This window comes from Agathobaculum sp., assembly GCF_022775115.1.
Taxonomy (GTDB): domain Bacteria; phylum Bacillota; class Clostridia; order Oscillospirales; family Butyricicoccaceae; genus Agathobaculum.
The window spans coordinates 1-6,515 of record NZ_JALFLA010000051.1 but is presented as its reverse complement, the minus strand read 5'-3'; the positions used below and the strand labels follow the sequence as shown (position 1 = coordinate 6,515).

Annotated in this window: 7 protein-coding genes; all 7 read right to left on the bottom strand. The window is 58.1% G+C overall.

What is annotated here, in order from left to right:
- Window positions 1-224: 224 nt before the first annotated feature.
- Window positions 225-1,598: a sodium-dependent transporter gene (locus MR935_RS06245; protein ID WP_290572009.1), complete on the bottom strand. Its 1,374-nt coding sequence runs from the start codon at window positions 1,596-1,598 to the stop codon at window positions 225-227.
- A 6-nt stretch (window positions 1,599-1,604) separates the two neighbouring features.
- Entirely contained in the window at window positions 1,605-2,123 is a 519-nt protein-coding gene (tadA, locus tag MR935_RS06240) for a tRNA adenosine(34) deaminase TadA (protein WP_290572007.1), read from the bottom strand.
- 25 nt (window positions 2,124-2,148) lie between these two features.
- On the bottom strand, window positions 2,149-3,213 hold the full coding sequence (locus tag MR935_RS06235; RefSeq protein WP_290572006.1) for a rod shape-determining protein: 1,065 nt from the start codon (window positions 3,211-3,213) through the stop codon (window positions 2,149-2,151).
- A gap of 128 nt (window positions 3,214-3,341) precedes the next feature.
- Window positions 3,342-5,588 carry an SF1B family DNA helicase RecD2 gene (gene recD2, locus MR935_RS06230; RefSeq protein WP_290572005.1) on the bottom strand — a complete coding sequence of 749 codons (2,247 nt, stop codon included), beginning with the start codon at window positions 5,586-5,588 and terminating at the stop codon, window positions 3,342-3,344.
- A gap of 27 nt (window positions 5,589-5,615) precedes the next feature.
- Window positions 5,616-5,915 carry a hypothetical protein gene (locus tag MR935_RS06225; RefSeq protein ID WP_290572004.1) on the bottom strand — a complete coding sequence of 100 codons (300 nt, stop codon included), beginning with the start codon at window positions 5,913-5,915 and terminating at the stop codon, window positions 5,616-5,618.
- 184 nt (window positions 5,916-6,099) lie between these two features.
- On the bottom strand, window positions 6,100-6,333 hold the full coding sequence (locus MR935_RS06220; RefSeq protein ID WP_290572003.1) for a hypothetical protein: 234 nt from the start codon (window positions 6,331-6,333) through the stop codon (window positions 6,100-6,102).
- A 100-nt stretch (window positions 6,334-6,433) separates the two neighbouring features.
- On the bottom strand, window positions 6,434-6,515 hold an 82-nt coding region (locus MR935_RS06215), incomplete at its 5' end, for a hypothetical protein (RefSeq protein ID WP_290572010.1).

Genomic DNA, 6,515 nt, shown 5'->3' with positions numbered 1-6,515 from the left:
CTGTGTCCCGCATATCTCTGATTTTGGAGGGATATGCGGGAGGGATATTAAAACCAAATGCTGTTATTCAGTTGAAAATATGCTGTAATACCAAGGGTCCTACAAAAACACCTGTGAATGGACGAACAAGATTTTGAGTCCACTACGTCTACCAATTCCATCACACCGGCATAACGGATGCAACGCTATTTATTATAACGCATCGCATCCATTTTTTCAAGAGGTTATTTCAAGAACTTATCATAAATGCCCCAGATAAAAATAAATAGGACGATCAGCGGCAGGATATAGCTGACATACAGGCGCATCCCATCGCGTACCTTGGCACCACCGCCCTCGTTGGCCTCCTCCTTAAAGTTGTCCCAACCCCAGCCGTAACGGCTGGTACAAAACAGCAGATAAACCAATGAGCCAATCGGCAGCCAGATATTGGAAACCAGAAAATCCTCCAAATCGAGCACGGCTGAGCCTTCGCCAAAGGGCATAAAGCCGCTCCATAGGTTATAGCCCAACACGCACGGCAGCGACAGCACGATCATCAGCACGATATTGACCGCCGCGACCTGCTTGCGACTCCTGCCGGTCAAATCCATGCAGCAGGAAATAATGTTCTCAAACACCGCCAGCACGGTTGAAAACGCCGCGAACGACATGAATACAAAGAACAGGCTGCCCCACAGGCGGCCGAGCGGAATGTTATTGAAGATATTGGGCAGCGTGATAAAAATCAGGCGCGGGCCGCTGTCCGCCGCGACGCCAAACGAGAAGCAAGCCGGAAAAATGATGAGCCCTGCGGTGATAGCGACAAAGGTATCCAGCACGGCGACATTGATCGCTTCCCCCAGCAGTGCACGCCCCTTGCCGATGTAGCTGCCGAAGATCGCCATCGCACCGATGCCGAGCGACAGCGTGAAAAACGCCTGATTCATCGCACCGACAATGGTCGTGCCCACGCCGATCTCAAGCATACGGCCAAAATCCGGCTTCAGATAAAAGGCCAAGCCTTCCGCCGCGCCGTCCATGCCAATCGAATTGAACGCCAGCACAACCATGATGGCCAGCAGCGCGATCATCATGGCTTTGGTCACACGTTCAAGGCCGTTTTGCAGGCCAAACGAGCAGACGCCAAAGCCGACCAGCACCACGACCACCATCCACCCACCAGTAACCAGCGGCTGTGAAAGCATCTCCGGAAAGCGCGCAGCGACCTGTTCCGGCGTCGCGCCGACAAAGCCGCCCGAGGCGGTCAAGTAAAAATAGTGCAGCATCCAGCCGGCGACCGAGGTGTAGAACATCATCAGCAGATAGTTGCCGATCATGGCCAAATAGCCGTGGATATGCCACTTTTGTCCGGGTTTTTCCAGCGCCTGATACGCCATTACCGGACTTTTCTGGCTGGCACGGCCGACCGCGAACTCCATCGTCATGATAGGCAGGCCGAGCGCGATCAGGAAAAAGATATAAAACAGCACAAACGCGCCGCCGCCGTGCTGCCCCGCCATATACGGGAACTTCCACACGTTGCCGATGCCGATCGCGCAGCCCGCGCTCAGCAAAATAAAGCCGAGACGTGAGCCAAGCCTTTCTCTTTGCTGCATTGTTTGTTAACCCCTTTTATCCAAGCTGATAATCCCTGTGGTGGTGTCTGCGCTGCGCAGACGGCGTGTTCTGCGCTTTTCGCGCAGCGCCTGAAAGAAATCCCGCAGCACGGCCGCGCATTCTTCCTCAAGTATGCCGGACACGGTTTCCGGCTTATGGTTGTAGGCCAGCGCGAACAGATTGGTCAGCGTCCCGCACGACCCCGCTTTTGGGTCACTCGCGCCGTAGTACACGGTTTTGATGCGCGCATTGATGATCGCTCCTGCGCACATCGGGCACGGCTCGAGCGTCACATACAGGTCGCACCGGTGCAGCCGCCAGCCGCCGAGCTTTTTGCACGCCTTGTCTATCGCTTCGATCTCGGCGTGGCAGAGCGCATTTTTCCTGCTCTCACGCCGGTTGCGGCCGCGTCCGACGATCTTCCCATCGCACACGATGACCGCGCCGACCGGCACCTCGCCCTCCTCTGCCGCCCGCTGCGCCAGACGGAGCGCCGCCTTCATATACTTTTCCTGTTCGGTCATGCCGCCCTCCGCCGCACCGGCAGCTTCACTGCATCATCTGCCGCTGGCGGGACAGGTTCATCGTGCCGTCCTGCATACCGGACAGATTTTCCAAGCAGTTGCCCGTGCCATAAGCCACGCACGAGATCGCTTCGTCCGCGATATGAGTCGGTATACCGGTTTTTGAGGCAATCAGCTTGTCGAACCCCCAAATCAGCGACCCACCGCCGGTCATCACAATGCCGTTGGTCGAGATATCGCCGGTCAGCTCGGGGGGCGTGCGCTCAAGCACCCAATGGATGGCCTCGACAATCGCGGTCGAGACCTCCTCGAGCGCGTCGAGTATCTCGGTCGAGTTGACGGTAAAGGTGCGCGGCAGGCCGGTCATCAGGCAGCGCCCCTTGACCTCCATGCAGACCTCCTCGGTGCGCGGATAGACGCAGCCGATATTCTTTTTTATCATCTCGGCCGTGCGGTCACCGATCAGCGCGTTGTGCTTGCGGCGGACATATTTGACGATCGACTCATCAAACTTATCGCCCGCGATCTTGATCGAGGTCGACTCAACGATGCCGCCGAGCGAGATGACGGCGACATCGGTCGTACCGCCGCCGATATCGACCACCATATTGCCGTTGGGCTTGGCGATATCAATGCCCGCGCCGATCGCCGCCGCAACCGGCTCCTCGATCAGGTAGACACGCTTGGCGCCGGCCTGCGTGCCCGCGTCGATGACGGCGCGCTCCTCGACCTCGGTGATGATCGAGGGCACGCAGATGACGACGTTAGGCTTGAACAGGCGGAAGCCCTGCGCCTTGCGGATGAATTCCTTGATCATGCGCTCGGTCATCTCATAGTCTGAGATCACGCCCTCGCGCAGCGGGCGGATGGCGATGATATTGCCCGGCGTACGGCCGAGCATCTTCTGCGCCTCTGCGCCGACCGACAGTATCTTACCCGAAACCTTATCGACCGCGACGACCGAAGGCTCATTGAGCACGACGCCCTTGCCCTTAACATAAACCAGCACGGTGGCCGTGCCCAGATCAATACCGATATCACTTGAGAACAGCGAAAACTTTTTCGCTATCATTTCCAGAAAAGAAGCCATATTTCTTGTTCATCCTTTTATACTCTGATCCGCCGATTTGCAGTATCCCTATTATACTCCATTGGACCTTCTGTTTTCAAGGTTATTTGCGAAATAATTACACCCTGCACCGTGGTTTGGGCGGAATTTCAGTCGATTTGTGTCGCATCGGCCGCAGACTCGGCGCGCAGCCGCACCTTGAGCGCGCTGTACCGCCGCCCCTTCTGGTTGTTTTCCACCATATATGCCACCGTATCCATGCTGCCGACGATGACCAGCAGCTGTTTTGCGCGTGTGATTGCCGTGTACAGAATATTGCGCGTCAGCAGCTTGCGCGGCAGTCCGTCCGACAGCGCCAGCACGACCGCATCAAACTCGCTGCCCTGTGATTTATGTACCGTGACCGCATAGGCCAGCTCCAGCTCACCCAGCATGTCAAAGGTGTAGGTCGCCAGCCGGTCGTCGAACCGGACGGCCATGCACTCCTGCTGCGGAAATATCTGCACCAGCTCGCCTACATCGCCGTTGAACACACCCGTGCCCTGCTCACCGTCGCCGCGCTCCCAGATGATATCATAATTGTTGCGTACCTGCATCACGCGGTCGCCCTCGCGGAAGATCGTGTCCCCAAAGCGCTTTTCGCGCTTGTTCTCAGCCGGAGGGTTGAGCGCCTCTTGTAGTCGGCGGTTGAGAGGATAGGTGCCGCTTCCCTGCCGCTTGGCGGGCGAGAGCACCTGTATCTGCGCCGGTGCAAAGCCATAATGGTCGGGCAGCCGCTTAGCACAAAGCTGAGCTACCGTCTCAATCACCGCCGCTGGGTCGGCACGCTTCATCAGGAAGAAATCCCCGTCCGCCCCGGAGGGCGTTGGCATCTGCCCGGCGTTGACCGCATGCGCGTTCATCACAATGTCCGACTGCTGCGCCTGCCGGAATATCTCGGTCAGCTGGATGGTCGGCACACGGTGGGAGCCGATCATATCCCGCAGGAAATTGCCAGGCCCGACCGGCGGGAGCTGGTCGGCGTCACCCACGAGCACGAGCCGTGCCCCATGCGGCAGCGCCTCGATAAGCGCCTGCATCAGCGTGATATCGACCATCGACACCTCGTCAAGAATGATCGCGTCGCATTCGAGCGGATTGGTCAGGTTGCGCGCAAAGGCCGTGCGTCCACCGGCCGCGAAACCGGCCTCAAGCAGCCGGTGGATGGTCTTGGCCTCCATGCCGGTCAGCTCGCTCAGCCGCTTTGCCGCGCGCCCGGTCGGCGCGGCAAGCAGCGTATGCAGACCAAGCGTCTCGAACACTTGCAAAATGCCGCGCACAGTGGTCGTTTTTCCCGTGCCGGGACCACCGGTCAGGATGACCAAACCGTTACGCGCCGCCATACCGATCGCCTGCTGCTGCTTTTCCGAATAGGGAAAGGCACTGTTCAGCTCGAGCGCGCGCAGCAGCTCATCCACGTCAAAGTCATATTGATAGCTGCGCTCGGCCATTTTGCCGAGCATTTCAGCCAGATAGGTCTCCGCCGTGTAAATATCGCGCAGATAGGCCGCGTCCCGCCCCGCGATATGCTCACGCACCAGCCGCCCCTTTTCGCGCAGCCGTTCGATTCCGTCCAGTACGCGCACCTCATCGAACACCACGTCATCGTCCGAGAGCAGCGCACAGACTGCGCCGATCAGCTTTTCCACCGGGATAAACGTATGCCCATTGTCCAGATTGAACACCAGCGTATACAAAATTCCCGCCTCCGCGCGCTCCTCGGACAGCATGGACAGCCCCAGCTCCATCGCCAGCGCGTCCGCCACCTTAAAGTCCACCTCGTAGTAGCTGTCACATAGCAGATAGGGATTTTCGCACAGTGCGTCGATCGCGCTGTCGTGCAGGCGCTTATACAGCAGCGGTGTGAGCGATACCGGCAAGCCGTGCTCGTTGAGGAAATCCATCAGCAGCCGCATCTCGGTCTGCTCAACGAATTGACGACCTATCTCACGCGCCTTGCTCTCGGTGATACCGCGAATCTCGGTCAGGCGCTCGGGCTTATGAGCGAGCACCTCAAAGGTGTCCTCACCGAACTTTTCCGCGATGCGGGCGGCCAGCCGCTGTCCCACGCCGCGCAGCAAGCCCGAGCCAAGGTACTCCGCAATGCCCCGCACGGATGTGGGCAGTCGCCGCTCGAACGCTTCGGTCGAAAACTGCTCCCCATAGGACGGGTGCGTCACCCAGAAGCCGGTCAGAATCACCTGCTCCCCGGGCCCGATATTGGGGAAGGCGCCGGTCGCCGTGACCTCCGCTCCATCCTCGGCGGCAAGGCGCAAAACGGCATACCCGTTTTCCTCGTTGTAGAAAACGACCTGCTCAACTGTGCCGCGTATCAATACATATGTTCTTTCGTCCACCCTGACCGTTCCTCTTCCGTCAAAAAACTAATCCAAATACATGATATTCTGCCGAGCGGCCAAATGTTTGGCCACATTTTGTCCCTGTCCGTTGCCCAGCTCAACAAAAGTGATCGATAGATCGGGCAGGTACTGCCTGCGTATGCGCAGCGCCGCGCGGATGAGCTGCTCGCTCCGCGCATCGCAGCCGTCTCCGTACAGCGTCAACTCCGCCGCACTATGCATCCGCAGCATCCGCGCACAGAACAGCTCGCTCAGCGTGTGCAGCACCGTATACAGGCCGACTGCGGCAAAAACCGCAAGCACTGATTGCCAAAAAACAGACATGATATTTCCCTCCTGCTCTCAAGCTATGCGACGGGAAACACCTGCGTTACCGGCGCGCGCAGCCGACAGCCGGGCATGCATTCGGTACAAACGATACCAAAATTGCTTTACAGCTATTATAGCACAGCGAGACAAAAAAGTAAACGGACAGACAGGGTTTGTCCTGTCTGTCCCTGCCGCGCGCTCAGGTCTGATGTTCGATGCACCATGCATTCAGATCCTTGCTGTTCGTGCCGCGTATCGGGTGCGGACGTTCGCTGCCGTACTCGTGCGGCGGCACCGAGATACCAAGCGGATATTCCGTTTCCCCGCCCCATGTGTGACAGCGCTGCGCCGCATCGTCCAGCGGCATCGTCTCCGCATGGTCATGCTGCCGCACCGGCCGTTCACCGCCTTTCGCATTGGTCTCCTGCTTCAAAATATCACCTCCCTGTGGGTATCTTGCCGCAAGTCGGTAATTTTTACACAAGAAAAAGCTCCCATGCCAAGCATGAGAGCTTAAAATATCCAATTAGGGATTAGTCAGCGTTGATCGCGGTAACAACACCCGAGCCTACGGTACGGCCACCCTCACGGATAGCGAAGCGCAGACCTTCCTCG